The 20,795-nt window shown below is 62.9% G+C and carries 24 protein-coding genes and 1 pseudogene; 14 read left to right on the top strand and 11 right to left on the bottom strand.

Going from position 1 to position 20,795, the window contains the following annotated elements:
* Positions 1–13: 13 nt before the first annotated feature.
* Complete coding sequence (locus F600_RS29515; RefSeq protein ID WP_018163064.1) at positions 14–1,303, bottom strand: PucR family transcriptional regulator; 1,290 nt, start codon at positions 1,301–1,303, stop codon at positions 14–16.
* A 172-nt stretch (positions 1,304–1,475) separates the two neighbouring features.
* On the opposite strand from F600_RS29515, the gene F600_RS0123235 reads away from it, so the two are divergent.
* From F600_RS0123235 to F600_RS0123245, 3 genes are all read left to right on the top strand, one after another.
* Positions 1,476–2,375 carry a lysophospholipid acyltransferase family protein gene (locus F600_RS0123235; protein ID WP_018163065.1) on the top strand — a complete coding sequence of 300 codons (900 nt, stop codon included), beginning with the start codon at positions 1,476–1,478 and terminating at the stop codon, positions 2,373–2,375.
* 131 nt (positions 2,376–2,506) lie between these two features.
* Positions 2,507–4,888 carry a serine/threonine-protein kinase gene (locus tag F600_RS29520; RefSeq protein WP_018163066.1) on the top strand — a complete coding sequence of 794 codons (2,382 nt, stop codon included), beginning with the start codon at positions 2,507–2,509 and terminating at the stop codon, positions 4,886–4,888.
* A gap of 71 nt (positions 4,889–4,959) precedes the next feature.
* Positions 4,960–5,430 (top strand): carboxymuconolactone decarboxylase family protein, encoded by a 471-nt coding sequence (locus F600_RS0123245; RefSeq protein WP_026306875.1) that lies wholly within the window; start codon positions 4,960–4,962, stop codon positions 5,428–5,430.
* Between the two features lie 5 nt (positions 5,431–5,435).
* Here the strand turns inward: F600_RS0123245 and F600_RS0123250 are convergent, their stop codons facing one another.
* From F600_RS0123250 to F600_RS0123260, 3 genes are all read right to left on the bottom strand, one after another.
* Positions 5,436–6,236 carry a DNA polymerase beta superfamily protein gene (locus F600_RS0123250; RefSeq protein WP_018163068.1) on the bottom strand — a complete coding sequence of 267 codons (801 nt, stop codon included), beginning with the start codon at positions 6,234–6,236 and terminating at the stop codon, positions 5,436–5,438.
* A gap of 89 nt (positions 6,237–6,325) precedes the next feature.
* On the bottom strand, positions 6,326–6,445 hold the full coding sequence (locus F600_RS32750; RefSeq protein WP_018163069.1) for a hypothetical protein: 120 nt from the start codon (positions 6,443–6,445) through the stop codon (positions 6,326–6,328).
* 133 nt (positions 6,446–6,578) lie between these two features.
* A complete protein-coding gene (locus tag F600_RS0123260) occupies positions 6,579–7,874 on the bottom strand; it encodes a DUF2786 domain-containing protein (protein ID WP_018163070.1) in 1,296 nt (431 codons plus the stop codon).
* A gap of 134 nt (positions 7,875–8,008) precedes the next feature.
* Here F600_RS0123260 and F600_RS0123265 point away from each other — a divergent pair, with 134 nt between their 5' ends.
* The 6 genes from F600_RS0123265 to F600_RS0123290 all read left to right on the top strand — a co-directional run bounded on the left by F600_RS0123265 (position 8,009) and on the right by F600_RS0123290 (position 10,988).
* Positions 8,009–8,290 carry a WXG100 family type VII secretion target gene (locus F600_RS0123265; protein WP_081628989.1) on the top strand — a complete coding sequence of 94 codons (282 nt, stop codon included), beginning with the start codon at positions 8,009–8,011 and terminating at the stop codon, positions 8,288–8,290.
* Positions 8,287–8,574, top strand: a complete 288-nt coding sequence (locus F600_RS0123270) for a WXG100 family type VII secretion target (RefSeq protein ID WP_018163072.1) — start codon at positions 8,287–8,289, stop codon at positions 8,572–8,574. Before F600_RS0123265 ends, F600_RS0123270 begins: the two co-directional genes overlap by 4 nt.
* A complete protein-coding gene (locus tag F600_RS32205; protein ID WP_211220110.1) occupies positions 8,571–9,788 on the top strand; it encodes a colicin E3/pyocin S6 family cytotoxin in 1,218 nt (405 codons plus the stop codon). Before F600_RS0123270 ends, F600_RS32205 begins: the two co-directional genes overlap by 4 nt.
* Before the next feature lie 23 nt (positions 9,789–9,811).
* Positions 9,812–10,075 (top strand): hypothetical protein, encoded by a 264-nt coding sequence (locus F600_RS0123280; RefSeq protein WP_156024789.1) that lies wholly within the window; start codon positions 9,812–9,814, stop codon positions 10,073–10,075.
* Positions 10,076–10,377: 302 nt separating this feature from the next.
* Complete coding sequence (locus F600_RS0123285) at positions 10,378–10,629, top strand: hypothetical protein (protein ID WP_018163075.1); 252 nt, start codon at positions 10,378–10,380, stop codon at positions 10,627–10,629.
* A 53-nt stretch (positions 10,630–10,682) separates the two neighbouring features.
* Entirely contained in the window at positions 10,683–10,988 is a 306-nt protein-coding gene (locus tag F600_RS0123290) for a colicin immunity domain-containing protein (RefSeq protein ID WP_018163076.1), read from the top strand.
* A gap of 12 nt (positions 10,989–11,000) precedes the next feature.
* Here F600_RS0123290 and F600_RS0123295 read toward each other — a convergent pair whose 3' ends face one another.
* The 3 genes from F600_RS0123295 to F600_RS0123305 all read right to left on the bottom strand — a co-directional run bounded on the left by F600_RS0123295 (position 11,001) and on the right by F600_RS0123305 (position 13,349).
* Positions 11,001–11,354 (bottom strand): hypothetical protein, encoded by a 354-nt coding sequence (locus tag F600_RS0123295; protein WP_018163077.1) that lies wholly within the window; start codon positions 11,352–11,354, stop codon positions 11,001–11,003.
* A gap of 73 nt (positions 11,355–11,427) precedes the next feature.
* Positions 11,428–12,774: a DUF4407 domain-containing protein gene (locus F600_RS29525; protein ID WP_018163078.1), complete on the bottom strand. Its 1,347-nt coding sequence runs from the start codon at positions 12,772–12,774 to the stop codon at positions 11,428–11,430.
* 11 nt (positions 12,775–12,785) lie between these two features.
* Positions 12,786–13,349 (bottom strand): hypothetical protein, encoded by a 564-nt coding sequence (locus tag F600_RS0123305; RefSeq protein ID WP_018163079.1) that lies wholly within the window; start codon positions 13,347–13,349, stop codon positions 12,786–12,788.
* A gap of 191 nt (positions 13,350–13,540) precedes the next feature.
* Here F600_RS0123305 and F600_RS32490 point away from each other — a divergent pair.
* Together F600_RS32490 and F600_RS0123320 are read left to right on the top strand one after the other, a co-directional pair.
* A pseudogene (locus tag F600_RS32490) lies at positions 13,541–14,044 on the top strand (DUF4262 domain-containing protein).
* A gap of 124 nt (positions 14,045–14,168) precedes the next feature.
* Positions 14,169–14,642, top strand: coding sequence for a mycothiol transferase (locus F600_RS0123320; protein ID WP_018163082.1), 474 nt, complete (start codon positions 14,169–14,171; stop codon positions 14,640–14,642).
* Between the two features lie 18 nt (positions 14,643–14,660).
* Here the strand turns inward: F600_RS0123320 and F600_RS0123325 are convergent, their stop codons facing one another.
* On the bottom strand, positions 14,661–14,921 hold the full coding sequence (locus F600_RS0123325; protein WP_018163083.1) for a hypothetical protein: 261 nt from the start codon (positions 14,919–14,921) through the stop codon (positions 14,661–14,663).
* Positions 14,922–15,167: 246 nt separating this feature from the next.
* On the opposite strand from F600_RS0123325, the gene F600_RS0123330 reads away from it, so the two are divergent.
* Together F600_RS0123330 and F600_RS0123335 are read left to right on the top strand one after the other, a co-directional pair.
* On the top strand, positions 15,168–15,497 hold the full coding sequence (locus tag F600_RS0123330; RefSeq protein ID WP_026306878.1) for a hypothetical protein: 330 nt from the start codon (positions 15,168–15,170) through the stop codon (positions 15,495–15,497).
* Between the two features lie 90 nt (positions 15,498–15,587).
* Entirely contained in the window at positions 15,588–15,917 is a 330-nt protein-coding gene (locus F600_RS0123335) for a TfoX/Sxy family protein (RefSeq protein ID WP_018163085.1), read from the top strand.
* A gap of 31 nt (positions 15,918–15,948) precedes the next feature.
* Here F600_RS0123335 and F600_RS0123340 read toward each other — a convergent pair whose 3' ends face one another.
* From F600_RS0123340 to F600_RS29540, 3 genes are all read right to left on the bottom strand, one after another.
* A complete protein-coding gene (locus F600_RS0123340; protein ID WP_018163086.1) occupies positions 15,949–16,662 on the bottom strand; it encodes a GPP34 family phosphoprotein in 714 nt (237 codons plus the stop codon).
* Positions 16,663–16,854: 192 nt separating this feature from the next.
* Positions 16,855–18,399 carry a D-alanyl-D-alanine carboxypeptidase/D-alanyl-D-alanine endopeptidase gene (gene dacB / locus F600_RS29535; RefSeq protein ID WP_018163087.1) on the bottom strand — a complete coding sequence of 515 codons (1,545 nt, stop codon included), beginning with the start codon at positions 18,397–18,399 and terminating at the stop codon, positions 16,855–16,857.
* Positions 18,400–18,468: 69 nt separating this feature from the next.
* Entirely contained in the window at positions 18,469–18,957 is a 489-nt protein-coding gene (locus F600_RS29540) for a hypothetical protein (RefSeq protein WP_018163088.1), read from the bottom strand.
* Between the two features lie 130 nt (positions 18,958–19,087).
* On the opposite strand from F600_RS29540, the gene F600_RS0123355 reads away from it, so the two are divergent.
* The gene (locus F600_RS0123355; RefSeq protein WP_018163089.1) at positions 19,088–20,794 is read left to right on the top strand and encodes an ATP-binding protein; all 1,707 of its coding nucleotides are present in this window, start codon (positions 19,088–19,090) and stop codon (positions 20,792–20,794) included.
* Position 20,795: the final 1 nt, after the last annotated feature.

Genomic DNA, 20,795 nt, shown 5'->3' on the forward strand with positions numbered 1-20,795 from the left:
GTCGGATGCCGATTCACACATTGCGCCGCGGTTCGGCATGCGAGGTCTGCACCCCGAGGAGCCGGGCAGCGAGCACCAGCTCGAAGACATCGCCGAAGCGCCGGATGTCGCAGCCGGTCTTCTCGGCAATTCGTTCGAGCCGATGGTAAGCCGTGTTGACGTGCACGTGGAGCTGCGTCGCTGCGACCTTTGCGTTGAGATCTGCCGCGGCATAGGCAATCAATGTCTCGACCAGCCCGCCTTCGCGGTCGATGTCCTCCTGGACGAACTTGCGTACCTGCGGCCTGATCATCTGGCGCGCAGTGTCGTCGGCGCGCAGCAACAAGTAGTCGAGCGTCGAAAGTCTGGGCAACGCCACCACACCCGCGCGCGGACCGGCACCGGCACGAGCCACACAAGCCTCCGAGTAGGCCTCCGGGATCTGGACAAGTCCCCCACGCACTGTGCTGATCCCGACTGCGAGGTAAATGCCGCGAGCAGATAGCTGCGTCCAAGCCTGCTCGACTGCCGAAACAATGGCGGAGACGCGCTTACGCCTGGCCGGAAGTACCGCGATGATCTCGGCATGGCGGACGACCGTCAACCCCTGCTCGCCGACTGCGCGGTCGCCGGCGAGAACCGTTGCCGCTTCGCCGAGTAACCGCTGTTCGGACGAATCGACGGGCGTCGCAGCCAACACGACGAGTCGTGTGTTCGATTCGAGTCCGGCGGTCCGCAACATCGCTTGCTGTATTCCCGCGGAGGGCGCGCGCCGCGCCAGCAGATCTTCGAGCAAGTCACGACGTGCCCGATCACTTTCTGCGAGCAGGGTCTGCTGGGCATCGAGATAGGCTTCCGCGGCAGCGGCACTGGCAGCCTCGGCCGTGTTCATGACGGGTTCCACCAACTGCACTGCAGCGGTGCCGATCTCGGGATCGGCCTCCGCGATCGCGCGCAATCCCCGCCATAGCGCGAGTTGTCCAACGCGATAGCCCTGGAGCAGTTCTCCGAGGGAAATACCCATTCCCAGCAGCAGTGACGCCTGCCCCCGGGTGAGTGCCACGTCCACGGGCCGTACCGGAATCCCCTCGCGCAGTCTCCCTAGAAACGCGCGCACGATGGCCTCCGAGTGGGCCTCGACTGCGCGCCGCGACTCTGACGTGGCCCCTTCGCCAAAGGCGGGAATCTGCTCGAAGACTGCACGCACCGCGCTCGTGACGAGTGCGTCGACTGACGCCTCGGCAGCGTCCGCGAGTCGCCGAACCTCAGCAGAGATGTCCTCGGCCATTGCCTCACTCTGCTCCACGACTGCGTCGATCTGCATCCCAAACCGGCCAATATGCGACGTCAACGCAAATTCGGGTAACCGGACCACAGCGTCGCTTGTGGTCGGACCACTAACGCGCGACGTCGGGCAACGGGCACCGTGGAGAGCACCCGAACCAGAGCCGATGAGGGACCGCCCTTGACTTCAAGCAAATAGTGAGGCAACACCCATGACAACGACTTCCGAAATCAAACCAGTCAAGAAGACTCCCGGCGGACTCGCCGGATTCATTGCACGCCGGTCCCAGGCAGCCATCGAGGGCGCCCTCCAGGGACCGAGTTCTCGCGTCACCCGGTTCTCCCAGCCGGTCTGGAACCTGCTGTGCGACAAATACTTCCGCCTGGAGATCGACGGTTTTGATCGTCTGCCCGACAAGCCGTCACTGTTGGTCGGTGTGCACTCCGGCGGGGCGCTGACGATGGATGCGTGGACCCTGGTGGTCGCGTGGCAGCGCCACTTCAACAACGGCCGGACTTTGCACGGGACCGCGCACGACCTGTTGATGGCAGCGCCAGTTCTCGGCGACTACTTCCGCGCGAGCGGAGTGTTGCCCGCTTCCCGAGAGGCGGTCACTCGAGCGCTCGCGGCTGGAGACGATGTCATCGTGTGGCCGGGTGGCGAGCAGGATGCGATGCGCAGTTGGCGCAAGCGTGATGTTGCGACCCTCGCCGGGCGAAAAGGCTTCGTGCGGCAGGCTATCCGTTCCGGCGTGCCCATCGTGCCGGTGGCCACAATCGGCGGGCACGACACCGTGTTCGTGCTTTCCGAAGGACGCTTCATCGCGGACGGGCTCGACCGGCTCTTCGGAATCAAGAAGTCTTTGCGCGGCGTGACGGTCCCGATCATGCTCGGCTTTCCCTTCGGTCTCACGATTGAGACGCTGCCGACTCACCTGCCGCTGCCGGCCAAGATCCGAACCGAGATCCTCGACCCGATCTATGTCGATGACGATCCCGAACGAGCGAACGACCAGGCCTACGTCGATGCTGTCTACAAGGACGTCGAGGGAGCTATCCAGGACGGCATGAACCGCCTGGCCAAGCGCCGCACGTTCCCGATCTTCGGCTGACGGCGACGACAACGACGTTTTCCTGCCGAGTTTCTGTCCGAATGAATGCGTGGCTAGTTTCCCCCTCGGTGCACCGCAGACATCGGTAGGTTCGCAACAGTCGAACGACACACACAGAGGCGGGATCGACGGTGGAGGACGCAACCCAGCACGACGCCGCTCTCGGCGTGGGCGCCCAGCTCGAGGCTGCGGGTTTTCGGGATGCCGAGGTTATCGGTCACGGCGGTTTCGGCATCGTGTACCGCTGTGTCGAGGCTGGTCTGGGCCGCACGGTCGCGGTGAAATTGCTGCTTGAAGACCTTGCGGCCGATGAAGATCGCGAGCGGTTCGTGCGCGAGCAGCAGGCGATGGCCCGGCTCTCGGGTCATCCGAACATCCTCGACGTGCATCAAGCCGGAGTCACCGCGTCCGGTCAGCCGTTCATCGTCATGCCGTACTGCGCGAACGGAGCACTCGACTCCAGGTTGCGGGCGCAAGGCACGCTGTCGGACCGGGAAGTTCTGGCCATCGGCGTGAAGCTCGCCGGTGCGCTCGAAACTGCGCATCAGGCGGGGATTCTGCATCGTGACGTCAAGCCTGCGAACATTCTCATCAACGACTTCGGCGAGCCGCAGCTGACCGACTTCGGCATCGCCCACATCAAGGGTGGCTTCGAGACGGCGACCGGCGTCATCACCGGATCACCCGCGTACACCGCGCCGGAGGTGCTCACCGGGCGAACCCCGACGGCGAAGTCCGATCTCTACAGCCTCGGCGCAGTCTTGTTCTGTCTGGCGACCGGGCACGCGGTTTTCGAACGCAAAGAGGGCGAGAAGGTCATCGCGCAGTTCGTGCGCATCGTGAACGAGCCCGTTCCGAATCCTCGCGACCGGGGCGTTTCGGAGGCGCTGAGTTCGGCGATCGAACATGTGATGAATCCGGACCCGGCAGCCCGTCCGGCTTCGGCCGCCGAATTCGGCGAGGAGTTGCGAGCCGCCGAAGCCACGCTCGGACTTGCACCGACTGACATGGCGATCCCCGCAGGCACTCAGATATCGCACGCGGACACCTCGACGACTCGTCGCAGTTCGCTGACACCTCCGGTCGCGGGGTCGAAGTACCGGCCGCCCGCGGCCGCGCACGCGCTGGTCGAACGTGCGCGGTTGATCGAGATGCTGCGTGCCGGAGGTCGTCGACGCCTGGCCCTCATCCATGCGCCGGCCGGCTTCGGAAAGAGCACACTCGCTGCGCAGTGGCGCACCGAACTTGTTTCCGATGACGTTGCGGTCGCCTGGCTCAGCGTCGACGCCGATGACAACAATGTGGTCTGGTTCGTGTCGCACGTGCTCGACGCAATCCGAAACGTCCGCCCAGGCGTCGGCTACGGAATGGTCGAACTGCTGGAATCTGGCGGCGCCCGCGCGGTGCGCAGTGTTTTGAATGTGCTCTTGAACGAGATCCACGAAACGGGGACGGATCTCGTGCTCGTCGTCGACGACTGGCATCGCATCGAAGACCCGCAGACGATCGCCGCGATGGCCATGATCCTCGATGACGGCTGTCACCACCTGCGGGTCATCGTGTCGAGCAGGTCCCACGGCGGATTGCCACTGGGACGCCTTCGGGTACGTGACGAGCTGATCGAAATCGATTCGGAGGCACTGCGATTCGACGAGACGGAGTCCCGCGCGTTCCTTACCGAGCGCGGAGTCGATGAGAACGATGTCGCTGATCTTCTGCAGTCGACCGAGGGCTGGATCGCCGCGCTGCAGCTGGCGTCGCTGTCCCATCGCATGCCCGCGGGGATTACGCGACGGCTCGGCGCAGACCATCAAGCTCTCGAGGAGTACCTCGTCGAGAATGTCCTCGACTCGCTCAATCCGGATCTGCTCGATCGCATGCTGGCGATCGCCGTCACCGAACGCACCTGCGGTGACCTCGCCGCACGGTTGACCGGAGCGGGCAACGGTCAGACCGTGCTCGACGAAATCGAGCACCGGGAACTGTTCCTCAGTCGCACCGATGACGACTGGGAGTGGATGCGCTTCCAGAACATGTTCCGCGAGTATCTGGTTCGGCGCCTGCACACCCGAGACCCGCAGCGCGAGATCCAACTTCACAAGCTGGCGTCGCTGTGGTTCGCCGACAACGGACTGCTCAAAGAAGCTGTCGATCACGCACTCGCGGCGGGTGACACCGAACGAGCCGCCGACTTGGTCGAGGAACATCGAGAGGGGTTCCTCGCACGGTCAGCCACCGCGAGCCTGGTCGGTTTGGTCGCGAAGCTCCCGGCCCAAGTGGTCGAGCAGCGGCCGTCGCTGCAGACGGTGAACTCTTTGTTGGAGGACTCGCAACGCACATTGAACCGGGTCCTGCACGAGGTTGGCGCGACCGTCGGCCTCGGCGACCTGATCCCAGAGGTCGACGTCGTTCACACTGCGTCCAAGGGTTGGGCGAAGGGAGTTGGCAGTCTCAAGGGCTTGATGCATGGGTTGTCGCGATCTACCGAACCGAAGAAGGCTGACTCGGACTAGGTCGTGTCTGGCAAATCCGGCCGGATGGGATTTTGCCAGACACGGCCTATCTGCCGGGTAGCGTCCGAGTGGTGAGCGAACGTCGGGTTTACGTCGACAAGCAGAAGCCGTCCATCTACAAGGCGCTGGGTGCTGCGGCCATCGAATGCCGGGCCCAGGCGGTCGAGGCTGGAATCACTCGCGCGACGCTGGAACTGATCAATGTGCGTGCATCGCAGATCAACGGATGTGCGTTCTGCCTCGACCTGCACACCCGGCTCGCGGTGAAGGAAGGCGTGACCGCTCAACAACTGGGCGTCCTGCCTGCATGGCGGGAGACCGAAGTTTTTGAGCCTATTGACCGGGCCGCGCTCGAGATCGCCGAAGCTGTCACGAACGTGGCTACCGATCACCTCGAGGATGCGGACTACGACCGGATCCGCGGTCAGCTCAATGACGACCAGTTGGCCGTACTCGTCTATGCCGCGTCGATCATCAACGCGTTCAACCGGCTGTCGATCCTGAGTCAGCACCCGGTGACGCATCGGGAAGCGCGGGATTAGGTCCGCTATCCCCTCTCCCACCAGGCACGATAGGTCTGCGCGAGCCACGTGTTGATCACCCGATCGTCGGTCGCTTCCGGAAGGTCCGACTGTGCGGTCGCCGCCGTAAGCCGTGCCGACAGATCCGCGATCTCGTCCAGACATTCGGCGAGCGTGAACTTGCCGAGGCGGACGTCCCGCAAGTGCCCGCGGAGATCCGGTCGCATGGGCAGCTCGATCGTCGCCGATTCCATCAGCTCGATGCCTTGGATGGCGATCCGCATTGAGTGGTACGCGTACTTCGTGTCTAGGCCGTACTTCTCGATCAACTCCGGACGGTTCAGTCGCGGCGCGGATTCCCCAGAAAGATGCCGGCGCTGCGAGTTCAGGTAGCCGAGGAACCGCAGCCCCGCCTTCTTCGACAACAGCATCAACCGATTCGCCCGGAGGTCGAATCCTGGTTCGGCAATCCGGACGATCTCCGTATCGGGCGCGAACAGAGGCATGAGAACCGTCGGATTGCCCGCGGATGCGAGGCGGATGTACTTGCGGAGCGAATAGACCACAAGATCGAGATCACCAGGGCCGCTGCGGACTCCGACTGGCTGTGATCGGTACTCGTACTGCTCGAATGCCTTCGGGTTGCAGCGGAGTGCCACCTCGGGCGGCTCGATTGCGATACCCATTTCATCGCGGTCATCGGCTTCTTTCACGGTGACTCCATGCAGACCCGACCCAACCTGGGTTTGCAATACCGTGTTGCTGTCGGCGATCTCGCGATGCCAATCGGTCGAATGCTTCGTGATGAACACCCTGACGTCACTCATTTGACCTTGCCCCTCCGGCGCCGAATTCTTTCGGCTGGTTGGACGCGCGGGCAAGCGAAAAAGTTCCGTTGGGCGGCGCGAGTGTTCTCTTAGCGTCTCCGTGTACGCAGACGCTCGCGAATTTCCGGAATCGATCCGAGTCCAACGACGACAGCCCCGATAGCGACGACCGCCATTGCGGCGAATACGACCGTTCCGACAACCTCCATGATGTTCTCCTCGCTCCTCCCTCCACGATAGGTCGGGAGAGCCGTGTGTCGAGGTCTCGATTAGCAGGGACGGAACATCGATGGACGTGAGGGCGGCTGATGGGGGCTGCGGAATTGCCGCAGCCCCACGATTTCAGCTCGCGCGTTCGTCGAGAACGCCCCTCGTGTCCAACTGTGCAAGGTCGGCAGCTGCACGACCGGCACCCCAACCGGCGCTATCCCCCGCCCGGACTGCGGTCTGCGTGAGTTCCGGGAATATCGCGCTCGCCGCTACCCGCACCTCCTCTGCACGTGCGGCAAGCACCGGAAGCAATGCGCCACCGTGCTCTGCATCAGCCTGGGTCGTGGTTTGCGCGCTCGCCTCGCTGAGCCGCTCACCGATACGCTCCGCATAGGCCACAAGGAACGACTGCCGGTACGAGCGCGTGCGTGAAGTGCCGTGGCGTGTGGCATGTGATCCAGCCGCAGTCATGGCTCGAGTGGCTTGAACGAGCAGGGATGTCGCGAGCAATTCGGTGGCGGCCAGGTCCGCACGGTGACCGACCAGCGTCACGAACCCCCACTCCTTGGACAGCACGCAACTGCAGTTGTTGCTGCCTGCAACCGCATTGACGAGCAACGCTTTCGGAACGAGGTACGGGGCGTCGAGCCACAAGCGACGGACGATGGGGCGGCTGCGGGTAGTCCGGGTCTGCGCAGCGAGCACATGATCGATCGAATGCGTCGTGATCAGCTGCTGCGCCTTCGCGGTGAGCGCTTCGGCCTCATCTTCGAACTCCGTGGACTCGGCCTTGACCAGCAGCGCTCGCACCTTTCGCAGCACTCGATCATCAATGTCTGAGATCGTGTCGACCACTTCAGCCGTCGACGCGCCTGGAGCCGGCAGTACGAAGGCGAGCGCCGGCAAGGAGAACAACACGACCAGTAGGTCGATGAGTTGATCGCGCGCGTCGTTCCAGGCAAGCCGCGTCCGCGCCGCCCACGCCTGCGTCCCGTTGTCGTGCGTTGTGCTCAACGTCGACAGCTGAGCGGACCAGTCTGGGTGGACCGCACCTCGACCGGCGCTCTCGCGTGCGACGACACACATGACGAACTCGACGACCGGCGCAGAGAATCGGCGCCGACTCACCTCATGCAGGTCGAGCGGCGTCCAGCCGCGCGCGATCGAAGCGCGCACTCCGGACACGATCTGATCGTCGAACGCACGCTGTTGATGGTGGTCCGCGTACCGAGCAAACTGCGCGTCGGCGTCGCTTATCAAGGTGTTGCCGCCGGCTCGCTGCAGCGCGAGGTGGCGCAGTGCGAGACTGGCCAACTCGTGCGCGCTCCACGACTCGTCGTGGCGGTTCCGAGGTCCGTTCTGTGTGGTCTGCTGCTTCCGTGCCTTGCGCGCCTTCTCCGCCCGGCGCTGACGGTTGTTGACTCCCATGCCGAAGAGTCTCGGGGAGGGTACTGACAAGTTCGCGCGCCCGGCACTTGGCACGGCAGCTTTCGCAGATTTGCCGTGTGAAAGCGGAACCGTTCGACCGCCGTCTGCGTCAAACCCCGCGAAGGAGGCTTTCGATGCAGGCAAAACCACAGGAATTGCGAACGGCGGCAAATCAATTGCGCGAGATCGCCGCAGACCTGATCAACGACGTTCGCTCGTTGCACGCGAACGCCGAAACGGTGATGAGTTCGCACTGGACGGGCGACGCGTCCGCCACACACGTCGAGGCGTGGAGAGACTGGTCAGACGCGGCACGAAAACTCGTGTGCGCCCTCAGCTACGACGCGCAACTTCTCGCCCACTCTGCAGCTGAATTCTCCGCTGCCGATGACGCGTTTGCCGGCGCTCTCGCATGACCGCGTATTCGGCCAACCTTCCAAGCCTGGAATCGCTCGTCAGCACGGCAGTGGATATCGGCAACGCGATCGAAAAGCGCGTGTCGGAGGTTGAGCGAGCCGTCGACGATCTCCATGTCGATTGGCTGGGAAATAGCGCCGAGCAGCACCGCGAGAACGCTCAGACGTGGCACCGGTCGATGTCGATAATGCGCTCAGCACTCGATGACCTTCGCAATGCGGTCGCAGCGGCGCGGGACGCGTACAGCCACAATGCCGAGCACAACCGACGGATGTGGCCGTGACGCAACCGCTCACAGTCGACACTGCCGTGTTCGATTCCGCAGCCGAGATGAACAAGACGGCACACGATCGTGCGCAGAAGGCCGTGCGGGATTTGGCTCGCGCGCTCGACGCACATTGGGGCTGCGCGGGGACCGATCCGTACGCCCACAAGTGGACGACCAACTACGACCCGGCCGCTGCCTCGGCGATCAAAGCTGCGACCGATCTCGTGAATGGATTCGGCAAGCTTCACGATCTGCTTGCTTTCACCTCGGTCAATCACACCAATGCCAACCGATTGGCCTCGAGTCCGCCGCAGGCGGCACTTGAACCGCCGGTGTCGATCGAAGGTTTCGCCATCCCCCGCTTCCGCGGAGCATATGGAGGCGATACGCCAATACCGTTCGGCTGGAGCGCTATCACGACGGTGGCTAAAGATCTGACGTGGCCGAACGGCGACCCCGCCGAGCTCCGCAAACTCAGCGACGCGTGGGGCAATGCCGCGCAAGGACTTCGGCAGGCGGCTGACGACGCGGGTCCCGCACGCGCGGAGCTCGAATCGCTCGACAGTCCAGAGATTCCTCAGATCCTCGATCAAGTCGACATCTCGTTCGAGCTGGCAGACATCCTGGCGACGCGATTCGAAGAGCTCGCGCGGAACTGTCGGGACTGGGCTTGGGACATCGAACAAGCTCACCGCGACATCGAGAAGATCCTTGCCGCAGCTGTCGCTGCCGCGGTCATCGTGGGCGTTGGAACTGCGCTGCTCTCGGCCGGATTCGCTACTGCGGCGATCGAGTCCGGAGTCGCTGCAGCCACGGGAGGCGCCGTCGCTGGTGTCCTCGCGGTCCTCGATGGTGCCGCCATCGCCTCGGCTGCGGCAGCGGCTGGGATCGGTGTCGCCATCGCGGGTGCGGTCACCCAGATCCAGCCGTTGCTTGATGCCGAGCCGACGGTATTCGAGGCGGTGGCGACGGGGCGTGGGCGGACGCACGACTATGTTCACGCGCCGGATGAGCTGGAGGCATTTCCAAATGCACGGAATGTCCCGTCTGTCGGACCGCACTACCGGACTCGATGGATCGACGAAGACGGCAAGATCCTCGAATGGGATCGCAAGAGCGGAGCCGTCGAGAAGTACACGAAACGTGGTGTCCACCTCGGTGAGTTCGACCCGATCACCGGTCGGCAATTGAAAGCGGCCAAGGCCGGACGCAAGCCAGACGGGTTCTAGACCCCAAGAGAAAGGGCAGATCAATGTGGATGCTCAGCGCATTCCCAAAGGATGAAAAACGGTACGGACCATTCAGGGTTGCAAAATACGCCGTGCACGGCATCACCGACGAAACCGTCCAACGCGTCGTCGAATACTGGGGAGAACATCCGCCCGTCTGGGCACGCGAAAATCCTGTGCCGGATGGGTCGGTCGCGTTGCTGACCCCGTTCATCGACGAGCCGTTTGCCCAAAGGCCCGATTGGAAATATTTCCTGGGATATCGCGGGGAATCAGCCGCGGATTAATCCAGAAAGGAAACGCAACTATGTGGGAGCTTGAGGCCTGCCCAAGGAGGGAGGCTTTCTGATTGCCAGCTGCGAGGTCCGCGGCATTACCGACGAAACTGTAGAACGCATCGTCGAATACTGGGGAGACCATCCACCCGTCTGGGCACGGAGAATCCGGTCCTATATCAATCGGTCGCAATGGTTGTCCCGTTCCTTGACGAGCCGTTCACAGCGGTCCGACTGCAAGTACTACCTGGGCTATAGCGCGCCGCCCAACCGGGATTGACCGGGATCCAAGACCGAAAGGAGGAATCGCACACATGTGGGAGCTTGAGGCCTACCCGAAAGACGGCATCTACCTGATCGAGAGTTACGAGGTCCGCGGCATCACCGACGAAACCGTAGAACGCATCGTCGAATACTGGGGATACCATCCGCCCGTCTGGGCACGCGAAAATCCTGTGCCTGATGGGTCGGTCGCGTTGCTGATCCCGTTCATCGATGAGCCGTTTACCCAAAGGCGCGATTGCGATTATTTCCTCGGATATCGCGGGGAAGCCGGTTGGAACTGATGAGATTCCTTCCCTGCGTCCGACCTGGTGTCCCCAAAAAAGAAACATCGACGATGAGTCAGGACGTCGCAGTCATGCTCGCAAATTACGAGCCGATCCTTCGACGGTTTATTCGGCACGAGATCTCGGGGCAGGAATTCGAAACCGATTTCCTCAGCCAGTGGCGAGGGCACAGGCGCCAGCCGGGGTCTCCCGAACTCGACATCATCAACGAGATCTTCTACGACGTAGACGAATACGTGGATGACCCGGATCTTCGGGAGCGAGCGGGCGGCATGGACACCGCGACTTTACGAACCAAGGTGCGGGACGCATATCTCGCCCTCTACAACTGCGATCCCGGTTCTCGCGAAGGGTAGCTGAGAGCGCGGTTATCGAGACTTCGCGAATACGGACTGCCACTCCCTGGCCCGTTCGGAGGTAAGCGGACCGTTGATTTCAGGAGCAGATACCTCAAACAAGAAGTCGTTCAGCAGCTGTTCTACCCCGGCCTGACGGCCGATGCCATCGCGGACTTCAACCGCATCAGCCCAAAGCGCGCAATCGGCCGGACTTAGTCCACCAGTCAGAAACCGATCGATTACAGAACTCAGATGCTCAATCGTCAACAGAACGATCGGATGTTCTGAGTCCCAGGCGAACTCGTTGAGCTGCGGTATCGCCTCGTCGAGCGGTACCCGTAGTTCCACAAGGTCTAAGAGCGCCTCAAGCCGCTGATTGTTCATTGGGACATCGTGTCCTCAACTGCGAACGTCGGAGACGAACCCGAACGTCCGCCGGAACCATGACTGACGTTCATCACTCAACCTGATTCGGCAAGCGGTGCAGCGGAACCGTATCCCCCGGCCGACTGTGCCCGGGACCGCGGTGACCGGGTCCGGTATGTCCGGGCGCAGCACTGGTCACGTGGGCCGAATCGATCCACTGCAGGCGTCCTCGAAGTTCATGGGCGTGACTCTGAACTTCCGCTTCTCGTTCCGAATCTGCCATTGCAGTCTGCGCGCTTGCATCCGCCTGAGCTCGCGCCACCTCGTGCTCGTCGAACGTCTCGGAAACCTGTTGATACGGCGTCCGTTTGCCCAGGTTCTGCATGACCTTGAACAGCACGGGCAGCAACTCGATGGCGATAAACAGCAGCGCGACCGCGATTCGCGCCATCAACGCAAGGAAGTTGCCGGCAGTGACGTCGCTGAGCGCCTTGAGCCGCGCGATGATTCCGGTGTTCTCCTGTAGTGAGTTGATCGTTCCGTTCTGCGCGTACGAAACCGCATCGCGGAGACTGTCAACGGTCTTCGTCACCTGCGGGAGATCGCGCTTGGCGTCCTCGATCGCCTTCGCGCTCGCAGCCAGGAGTGTCGCCCGGTTGGTCGTCGCGTAGGTCGCTCGCTGGTCCTTCAACGCTTGCAACTCGGACTGCTTCTGTTGCCAGATGGCGCGGCGCTCGTCGGCTACCTGTTGCTTTCGAACGCACTCGTCGGCACATCCGACGACGCCGGTGCCGCCGGTCCCATCGGATTCTGCGATGTACTCGGCCTGCGCCTTGTCGTAGTCGGCTTTGGCCTTGTCGATTTCTTGCTGCTTGGTCGCCATCTGCTTGTCGATGTCTTGGACCTCGGGCAGGAAGCGCGCGTCCGCGGTGGGACCGGCAGCGATCATGTCCTGCAGGCGGCGCATCTCCCTCTCACGCTCGGTCAGCTTCTCCTGCAGCGGCCCGGTGTTGAGCGGTGCGATGCTCTGCTCAAGCGCTGCAATGTTGTTCTTCATCATCTGCGCGTTGATCTCCGGCTCGAAGATCTTGAGCATGAGCGGCGTCGAGATCACGACGCCGATGATGAGCGCGAGAACCACTCGAGGAGCGGCGAGCCCGAGGTTGCGCTTCAGGCCGCTTTCGTTCGCCAGGCCCAGAACCAGGAGTCGGTCCAGGTTGAGAATGGCCAATCCCCAGAGAAGTCCCGCGAGCACGCACCACCAGATTGAAGCGAAGTGCACGACCGACAAGGCGTAAGCGGCCGACGCCGCGGCGAATACCGCGGTAGTGAGGATGACCGCACCCATCGCCGCCTGCTGCGCTACCGAACCGGGAAGCTTGCGGAGAATGTCGATGCGAGCACCGCCGACCCGGGCCAGAAAGTATGAGAAGGACATGGTTCCTCGATCTATTCGGGGCTCTGGTTGAGATGCCGTGCGACGAACAGCGGAATCCCGCAGTACAGGCCGGTCAGGCAGAACAACATCGGAATTGCGGCAGGGATCTGCCACGAACGCAGGTAGCCGACGGCCGAGTAACAACCGTTGGCGAGGTCACGACTGGTTGCGTTCTGAAGTCGCTGGCACGGCCCGTAACTCGGCCACGACGGACTCGTGCCGTAGAGACTGTGCAGTACTTCGGTGTTGGTATCCGGGCCCTGCCACTGTGCGCTGGCTGTCGCGGTGGCGGCGAGCGCCCGCAGATCCGTATGGAGAAACGCCATCGCGAACGGCACGGACGCAACAGCGGCAATTCCGGCGATCGTTAGGTACAGCCGTCTCCGCAGGCAGGTGGCCGTTAATCGATGCAGCGGTGCCGCGATGGCCGCGGCGAGAACAAGCGCCACGAAACCCAGCGGTTTCCACAGGACGAAGCCGGCACTGATGAGCGACAGGAGAAGCAGTCCCGTCACGGTGACGATGCAGGCATGAACCGGATCGACATAACGCCGCAAAGCAGTGGCTGGACGCATGCCTCCCTTTCCACACCCTCACGATCGGACAGTTCGCTTTCCAAGGTATGTCCGGATTTCGGGGTCGCCCTCCCCCGGAGGAGGGAGATCAGCTGTGACGGTGGTCATCGACCGGCCCCTGCAGGCCGATCCCGACTTGTCGGCACCCCGTTGTATTGTCCGAACACACGTTCGAATAGGCGGGAGTGGAGATGAACCGGTTGCAACAACAAGCATGGCTCGATCAGGAAGACGCGCGAGTCTCCGGCATAATCCGCAAGCACGGCTGGGCAGTCGAGTTGATCGGCTTCGGCGTCTGCTCGACGCCTGGTTGCGATTGCAAACCTTCGGAGGTTCCATTCGCGTACACCATCGGCCTGTTCGGCATGGGCCACCCCGAGTTGCTCATTCTCGGAGCGGGATGGTCGACGTCGCACAGCGTGCTCAACGATCTCGGCAAGTGAATCCGAGCCGGTGAGGACCTCATTCCTGGCCAGCTCATCACCTTCAAGGGCTGGCGTCATCGAATCATCCCCGAGGAGGTTCCCAACCCCGGGGACATCGTGTTCGGGGCAAACCGCCACTACCGGCGGCCCCGCGATGCGTCGGTGCCGGTCCTGCAGCTCAGCTACGACGACCTCAAGGGCAGATTCCCGTGGGAACCGGGCTACGCCGCTCCGAAGTTGCAACCGCGACCGGGAAAGTTCCACGGGTAGCGGCCGTTTTGGGACCGCCCTTCGCACGCTTGCGGAGGGTGGCCCTGATTCGGGCCACCGGGCTGGACGTCTTGTCCGGCTACATTGAGTTGATCACTTCTTTTGTCTACGAACGGGATTCCCGATGACGGATGCTGTCCTTGAGGCGTTTCTCAAGGTGACGAACGAGCTGTTCGACACGCTCGATGGAGTACTCGATGACTGCGGCGACGAATTCGTCAATGCGGTGCCCGCTGGCGTTCCCGGAATCAATTCTGTGTACGCCCTCACGATTCACATCGGGGGTGCGATCGGATTCTGGGGCGGGTCCTTCGTGTCAGGCGAGGTAATCCCACGCGACCGTGACGCCGAGTTCCGCGCCACAGGCACCGTCGCCGAGGCCCGCGCGGTGCTCACCAACACCCGTACCCAACTGCCGCGATGGGCGGCGAACGCCCGGACGACCGGCATTCTCAACCGGGGCGCAGCCGGAACGACACGCGCCGACACAACCACTGTCACGCCGGAGTACGTGCTCACGCACATCCTGCGGGAACTCGCGCAACACGTCGGACATGCACAGATCTGTCGGGACGTCGTGCTCGCCGCAGGGAACTAGCTTCCCGCTACCTCGCCATCACAGCGTGGCGATGTAGTCGACGACGTCTGAGAGTGCCGTCAGCTGCGATGTCTCGGCGCCACCCTCGGTGGTCACCAGAACCTTCGAACCCTGACGAACGTGCAGGCGGTCCCACGCATACGGGAGCACCGGAGCATGGACGGACACCTCATCGCACGTGAACATCACGCGAGTCTGATGCAACGCGGCACGGTCTGCGACCTGCTCGGCGATGGTCTCGGTCCACGTGCTTGACGCGACGATTTCCTGCAGGTGCATGCACTTAATGGTCGCGCAGTTCGCCGACTTGGTGCGGATGTCGGTTTGCCGCGTGTCTTAGGACGAGCGGCTGTGCCTTTTCGGGAATGAGCCCGACCTAGCGGAAGGCGCGGTAACAAAGGGGTAGGAATGTGACCCGATCCTGTGCCATCGATCTCAGAACATCGTGGATCCGCAACGTATCGACGCCGGTGAACGGCATAACTCCAGGAACCCGAGGAAGACTCCTCGAGCGAGGAGTTACCGGTGAAGGACCCATTCGCGACTTTGTATGGACTCGCTTTATGCGCAGGACTCACCTACCTCGTGGTGACGTTGGTCCGAAGCAACCGGACCGTAGAGTCGGCGACGAACGTTCGCGACGCGACGAGCTTCTGGCGATTCAACCCACCACCTGGTTGGCCGCCCGCGCCTGTTCGCTTCGTCCCCGAAGCCGGCTGGCGACCCGATCCCGCACTTCCCATCGCCCCGATCGGTTGGCGCTGGTGGGTGCCTGCTGGCCCAGCAGACGGCGTGACCACCATCGTGGCAGCGACCGCGTGGGTCCCGGCCTTTGCGGATCGGGCCGCCCGCTAACTCGGCTTTCAAATAGCCCCTCGTCGGCCGGCTATTCGGCCGGATATCAGGCGGAAGGGCGGAAAGGTGAGCCACAAGTAAGGTCAATTTGTGGCCACTTCCCGCGCGCGCGTCGATGAGATCATGAGCAATCTGACTCTCGTCGAGGCCCGCACCCGCGCGATGTTCGGCGAATATGGCCTGTACTGCAGCGACAAGTTCGTGGCGATGATCTGCGACAACACCCTGTATATAAAGCCTGTAGAGGGACAGTCCGATCTCACCACCGGACTCGCCGCAGGCCCTCCATACCCGAGCGCCAAAGACCACTGGATCGTCCCAGACGAGCGCATCGCCGACACCGAATGGATCTGCGCACTGCTTCAGCGCACCGCAGACGCACTGCCGCTGCCCAAGCCCCGCAAATCCACGAAGCGTTAAGGCCACGCAACCGTGTGGTGGGTTACGCCTACTAGCAGCTCAGGTTCCAGTTCTGGGGGAGAAAATCAGCGGGCTTCAAGGAGTGGTCCGGAAAGTTCCTCGCGGCGAACGGTAGATCGTGACGATGTCTGTCCCTAGCGTGTTCAACGAAGTCCCGCACGCGGTGGATAGGGATCTTCCGGCATCGACACTTTGGATCGACACAGACCAAGGGATAAGCGGCGCTACGAGGAGGACGCAGCACAACTCGTTCCAGGCGCGTGATGAGTGCCAAGTGCGTAAGCATCACGGCGTCATCAAGTTCCGGCGGCGCGCCGTCGACGAGTAACCGAGTCACACGGGCCCGTGCAGACTCCACTCGATCGAAGTTGGCGAGCTTCCATTCCTGTTGACGCATGCAGCGGTCCCTGCGCACCAGAAGTCCAGCCGCCTCAAGATCGGTGAGAACTTCCAGGGTCCAGCGGCTCGCGAACTTGACGACCTCAAACTGCTGAACTGGCTGGCCACGAAGATCCGAGAGCGCCTGTGCCTGTGGTCGTCGCACAGACGAGGCGTCGCTCGAGACTGTGTAGCCCCTCGCCCCCAAGCCTCCGCGCTTCTCGATCGTGACAAGCCCATCGAGTTCGAGCTCACTCATCAGAGCGTTCCCGAGGGCGACATGGAAATCGGAGGGGCGCACTGCCCCCTTGCGGCGAGCGACGATCGACAGAAGAACAACGTCGTCGGCAATGTGCCGCTCACCCATGGCCGAAGCATAGTTGGCGTAGCGTGCCGGAATTCATGGCGCGGTTCCACGTCCCATAGCGCGGCCACCCGCAATGCTCAGCCGACGCAGCTTTGTCGAGGTGCAGCGGAGACTGACACGAAATGCCGGCTACTTTGACGAAAGCGACCCCCGACTGTGTGCGGCGATAGTGGACCCGTTCGCGCATGGGCGTCAATCGTGTCGCTGAATCTGGGTAAGCACCTTCGCCGTGGCCGGGAATTTCGCGATGCCGTCGGCCGTGGTGGGGTACGCGCCGTTGAGGGCATAGAACGCGACCGCCAGTTCTTTGCCGCTGGCGGTGGTGAGGTACCCAGCCTGCCCGGCAGCGACAAACATCGCCGGCATCGGTCCAAGTTCAGGGCGAGCACTCAAGCCGCTCTTGACCAGGATCTTTCCGTCGTGATTGATGTCGGGAAGGCCTTGTTTGAGCGCGTTCCCCCACGGCTGATCATGTATCCAGGTGAGCCAGCGGACCATCGCGGCGGGGGTGGCGGAAGATGGGTCGGAGCCCTCGCCGTCGTAAATCATCACGGTGCCGGGATCGATCTTGGCTCTCGCGAACTTCGAGATGATGGTGGTCATTCCGTCTTCGCAGTCACGGGAACCGGCCTTCTTCGCGAGGAGGCAGAGCAACGTTTCGGCGCCGCGGTTGTGGCTGATTTTCAGCACGAGCTTCGTCAGAATGCTGGTCGGCGGCGAGGTGAGCGACGCGACCTTGTCGGCATGCGTGTAATCACTGTTCGCGGGGAGGGCGCCAGTCGCCTTGCCGAGCGGAGCCGTGACGGTAACTCCGGCACGTTGAAGTGCCTCGATGAAGAGGGCCCGTGCGTACGTCGCGGGGTCTGGAGCGAAGACGGCGAGGTCAAGCTGCTTCGAGCCGATCGGGACGTTGCCGCTGATGACGATGCGATTGTCGGCGCCCAGAGCGGCTGTCGCCGTCGAATCGCTGCCAGAAGCGCTGGTCTTGGCTTCGTTGACGACCTCGAAGAAACCGGTCTGCGGGCGCGTCACCATCGTGGCCGGATCGCCGGCTGTTGCTCCGGGATTGACCAAAATGTCGAGAAGGTTGTCGTTCACCATGATCGACGTCACGACACCTTCCTTGGTCTGGAAGGGGTCCCAGAGCTTGTCGTCGACGAGCACGTCACCATCGATGGAAGTAATCCCCTTGGCGGCAACCTCTTTGGCGAGCTTGTCGAGTCCGGCGAGTGGGTCGGCTTTGACTGTTTTAGCCGTCGGAATTGCGTAGGCATAGACGTGATCGTCCGGATCGACGTACTCGAGGTTGCCGTCGAGCACGCCTCGGCTCCCAAGGATGAAGTCGCCCGAGCCGACCAGCACGAGGTCACCCGCGAGCGTCCCACCGTTCCGTGCACCGACGGCATACACGGGCGTCTCGAGCGTCGAATCTGCGCCAAACTCGTCGAAGTACGTCCCTGTCGTGAACAGCTTCGTGGTTGAGCCGAGGAAGTTGATTTCGTTCTCCTTGTTCGCGTAGACGGCCTTGCCTGACCCGAGCTCAACCGCGTCCCAATGCCACGATCCGTGCGCATATTCCGGAACGTTCACGGCGGCTTCCGCGTCAGCGGGCAGGTCACCAGACTTCGCCTCGGTGCCAGAACCGCAGGCGCTCACGAGCAGTAGGCCGGACAGCAAGATCGAGCCAAGCCACGGCCGGCGCGTCGCAGGTTGCTGTTCAGAATGCTTCTGCGACATGGTCGAAATGTCCTTTCCTGGCCTGAGCTGACGGTACGCCGAGGGGTGTGCGTGCGGTCGGGAAAGGACCTACCGCACGCCCTTCAGTCCGGCAGCAACGACCTTCCCGAGGATCGTCTCGACGGTGAATTTGTTGATCTGCGCGAACGTGAATTCCGCCTCCGGTCGCAAGATCCGGCTCAGGTCCTCTTTCGGGGTGGTGGGCACGTCGTACGCAAGGCCCTGCGCCTCACCTTTGTCGATGTCGTCGTAGGACCACATCGGTTCGCCGCTTTCACGCCAGAAGTACTGCGTGGCAATCCAGTTCGCAATGAAGAACCGGTGGCCGCGGACCATCGTCCACACCTTGCGGCGGTCGATGCGGACACGGGCGTCGGGTCGCGTGAGTGCAAGACCAGCCAGCGAACCATCGGCGGCGTTCGACATGCGCCAGTACCGCCAGCCCTGCGCGCCGCCGCGAATGAACAGGTGCTTGCGCGCCAGATCAGCCATTTCGCGTTTGAGGCGTGCGTCGCCGATTGGTTCGCCGAGTTCGTCCCGTGGTTCGTTTGCCGTCATTGCTGGTGCGAATCTCTGAACAAACCCATTCCTTAAGGTACCCAGCTTCACGGCAGCAACGCCCCGCCGCCGACTGCATGTCATACCCCCGTCGTAGTCTTTCTGAATCGTCGGAAACAGGGAGTTGCACGTGGATTCAGTAGGCCGGGTCGTCGGCACCCAGGACGCCACTCCCCTGGTCTTCCACGTCGCGATCGCACCTGACCAGTACCTCCAACTCGATGATGTCGTGGCGACTGTGCGCGAAGTCCCGGGCAAGGGCCCCGTCATGACCTGCGGCATCGTGACCGAGGTCCGCTCCCGCCACGAGGGCGCAAGCTTCGCGTCAGACGTCTTCCTCATCGCGGACGGTGTCCTGCCGGCGACTGTGCAAGAGATCGCGGAAATCAGCACAACGCGCGTCGAGCCGGAGTGCTATGTCCCGCCGCGCCCGGGCGAACCGGTACGCAGGGCAACCGGCGACGAACGCGCGCAAGCCCTCTACTTTGACAAGATGGAACGCCAGGTCGCCGTCGGCACCGGGCGCGACGGCGAGATCGTCTACCTCAACATGGAGTTTCTCGACGGAACCCGCGGCGCGCACGCGTCCATCAGCGGAGTCTCCGGCGTCGCCACCAAGACCAGCTTTGCGCTGTTTCTGCTGCACTCGATCTTCCGCGGGAACGCTCTCGCCAACGCGCACAACGCGAAGGCGCTCGTCTTCTCCGTCAAGGGCGAAGACCTACTCTTTCTCGATCTGCCGAACAAGCGCCTCGACGGACCGGAGGGTGCGGACCTGCGGGATCAGTACGCCAAACTCGGCCTCCCCGCGGAACAGTTCAAAAGCACCGCCTTCCATGCCCCGCCGTTCCCGGGCGATCTCACTGGCAAGCCCAACGTCACCAGCCGCGCGCAGGGCATCCGGCCGTTCTGGTGGACGTTGCAGGAATTCTGCCGCGACCAGCTACTTCCCTACGTCTTCGCCGACGCCGAAGACGATCGCGCGCAGTACACGATGGTCGTTCACAACGTCACCGCACTGCTCAAACGCGAAGCGGTCGCGATCGGTGACGGCGGGATTTCTATCGAAGGCCAAGCATGCCGCACGTACTCGGCGCTCGTAGATCTCATCTCGGAACGACTCACCGACCCGGAGACGATTCACGACTGGGCCGGTCCGGCGATCGGCGCCGGGACCGCGAACGCCTTCGTCCGCCGCATTCGATCCTCGGTCCGCGCGCTCAACGACATCATCCGCGGCGACCTGCCCGACCGCCCGGAACGTCGGATCAGCACCGACGGCCAGCAGGTGACCGTCGTCGACCTGCACAATCTCGTCGAACGCGCGCAACGATTCGTCGTCGGCGTCGTCCTCGCGCACGAGACTGCGCGGAAGGAAGCCGCCGGCCCGGGCAGCCTGCTTTTCACCATGATCGACGAGCTCAACAAGTACGCGCCGCGCGAAGGCGCGAGCCCGATCAAGGACGTCCTGCTCGATATCGCCGAGCGCGGCCGATCGCTCGGAATCATCCTGATCGGCGCACAACAGACAGCGAGCGAAGTCGAGCGTCGAATCATTTCGAACAGCTCGATCAAGATCGTCGGGCGGCTTGACTCGGCCGAAGCGTCACGCGCCGAGTACGGATTCCTGCCACCCGGTCAACGGCTGCGCGCCACGATCGCCAAACCCGGCACGATGTTCGTGAGCCAGCCCGAGATCCCGGTCCCGCTCGCGGTCGAATTCCCCTTCCCCGCGTGGGCAACACGAGCGTCTGAAGTTCCGGACACCGGCACCTCTGACGCGAGCCGCGCGTACACACGCATTCCCATCGCCGATGACGACGACCCTGGATTCTGAC

This window comes from Smaragdicoccus niigatensis DSM 44881 = NBRC 103563 (assembly GCF_000380645.1).
Lineage (GTDB): Bacteria > Actinomycetota > Actinomycetes > Mycobacteriales > Mycobacteriaceae > Smaragdicoccus > Smaragdicoccus niigatensis.

Coding starts and splice junctions, on each gene's coding strand:
- F600_RS0123270 (WP_018163072.1), top strand. CDS start 8,287: ATGACCGCGTATTCGGCCAACCTTCCAAGCCTGGAATCGCTCGTCAGC.
- F600_RS0123280 (WP_156024789.1), top strand. CDS start 9,812: ATGTGGATGCTCAGCGCATTCCCAAAGGATGAAAAACGGTACGGACCA.
- F600_RS0123285 (WP_018163075.1), top strand. CDS start 10,378: ATGTGGGAGCTTGAGGCCTACCCGAAAGACGGCATCTACCTGATCGAG.
- F600_RS0123320 (WP_018163082.1), top strand. CDS start 14,169: ATGACGGATGCTGTCCTTGAGGCGTTTCTCAAGGTGACGAACGAGCTG.
- F600_RS29540 (WP_018163088.1), bottom strand. CDS start 18,957: ATGACGGCAAACGAACCACGGGACGAACTCGGCGAACCAATCGGCGAC.
- F600_RS0123295 (WP_018163077.1), bottom strand. CDS start 11,354: ATGAACAATCAGCGGCTTGAGGCGCTCTTAGACCTTGTGGAACTACGG.
- F600_RS29525 (WP_018163078.1), bottom strand. CDS start 12,774: ATGTCCTTCTCATACTTTCTGGCCCGGGTCGGCGGTGCTCGCATCGAC.
- F600_RS32750 (WP_018163069.1), bottom strand. CDS start 6,445: ATGGAGGTTGTCGGAACGGTCGTATTCGCCGCAATGGCGGTCGTCGCT.
- dacB (WP_018163087.1), bottom strand. CDS start 18,399: ATGTCGCAGAAGCATTCTGAACAGCAACCTGCGACGCGCCGGCCGTGG.
- F600_RS0123305 (WP_018163079.1), bottom strand. CDS start 13,349: ATGCGTCCAGCCACTGCTTTGCGGCGTTATGTCGATCCGGTTCATGCC.
- F600_RS29515 (WP_018163064.1), bottom strand. CDS start 1,303: ATGCAGATCGACGCAGTCGTGGAGCAGAGTGAGGCAATGGCCGAGGAC.
- F600_RS0123250 (WP_018163068.1), bottom strand. CDS start 6,236: ATGAGTGACGTCAGGGTGTTCATCACGAAGCATTCGACCGATTGGCAT.
- F600_RS0123290 (WP_018163076.1), top strand. CDS start 10,683: ATGAGTCAGGACGTCGCAGTCATGCTCGCAAATTACGAGCCGATCCTT.
- F600_RS0123340 (WP_018163086.1), bottom strand. CDS start 16,662: ATGGGTGAGCGGCACATTGCCGACGACGTTGTTCTTCTGTCGATCGTC.
- F600_RS0123325 (WP_018163083.1), bottom strand. CDS start 14,921: ATGCACCTGCAGGAAATCGTCGCGTCAAGCACGTGGACCGAGACCATC.
- F600_RS0123235 (WP_018163065.1), top strand. CDS start 1,476: ATGACAACGACTTCCGAAATCAAACCAGTCAAGAAGACTCCCGGCGGA.
- F600_RS0123265 (WP_081628989.1), top strand. CDS start 8,009: ATGCAGGCAAAACCACAGGAATTGCGAACGGCGGCAAATCAATTGCGC.
- F600_RS0123260 (WP_018163070.1), bottom strand. CDS start 7,874: ATGGGAGTCAACAACCGTCAGCGCCGGGCGGAGAAGGCGCGCAAGGCA.